This is a genomic window from Vibrio sp. 779(2023), from assembly GCF_033344285.1.
Lineage (GTDB): Bacteria > Pseudomonadota > Gammaproteobacteria > Enterobacterales > Vibrionaceae > Vibrio > Vibrio alginolyticus.
Map to the genome: position 1 here is coordinate 1 of NZ_JAWPOM010000258.1, position 1,002 is coordinate 1,002.

The following is a 1,002-nucleotide window of genomic DNA, read 5'->3' on the forward strand; positions in this document are numbered from 1 at the left end:
CCTTCATTCAGTGCTCCGATAATGACTAGCTGGTTAAGGATGGCAGGATCGGTCGTGTGCAACTGAACAACCAGTTCAGTTACCACCTCATCCGAAGAAGCATCAAACTCTTGATATTTAATGATGTTTGCACCAGCTTGACCACCCGCAGAGGTGTTGATTGTAAAGTCGATTGCACCTTGCGCATCCGATTTAACAACGTCTATCGCAGTACCATTACTTTCTGTGACCAGCAAGCGCGTTTGATCGCCTATCGCACCAGAGGTATCTTCCGGCTCAACAACCGGATTCACTTGAACGTGAACCGAACCAGTAATCACCGCTTCTGCAATCCCTTGTCCTGGATTTGCCGCATCAACGTACTCATGGTCAATCTCTTTCACGGTCAACGTTGTGCTCAAATCAAAGTCGGCACTGGAATCTTGTTCCAACTCAACTTGAACATAACCACTCTGCGTAACGCGAGCAGAGAAGTCTTGCTCCGATTCATTGGCTTGTGGCGTTAATGTTAACGTACCAGCGACGAGCGTTTGCGCTACACCATCCACGAACACGGTACAACTAGGAGGGAAGCCAGAAATCGTCACTTCTGAGAAGAACTCATCGGCATCTGGACTTTGGCTGGTCGTTGGTTTCCAATCGATGTTGAAGCGCGTATCTTCGTCACCTTCCGAAACCACGGTATAGTTATTTCTTGCGTCAATCACAGGGCCAACAATCACACGAATTTCCCCAGTTGAGGTGCGCGTATGACCATCGTTTTCAGTAACGATCGTGGTTGCTGTGATGTGAATATTCTCGGTAGACGATGCTTCCGGTTTAATCACAATGCCCGAGTTGATGTTTGCTTGCGTAATATTCGCTTCATAGATTGGCTGGTTATTACCATCGTACCCAACGAACGTTAAATCGACCGAGTTACCATCATTATCAAATATCTCAACGCCATCAGGAATGTTGGAAAGCAGTACCGTTACCGTTTCAGAATGATCGTTCGGGTTG

General features: G+C 47.1%; 1 pseudogene. It reads right to left on the bottom strand.

The annotated features are described in order from the left end of the window. A pseudogene (locus R8O70_RS26460) lies at positions 1 to 1,002 on the bottom strand (tandem-95 repeat protein); the annotation flags it as partial.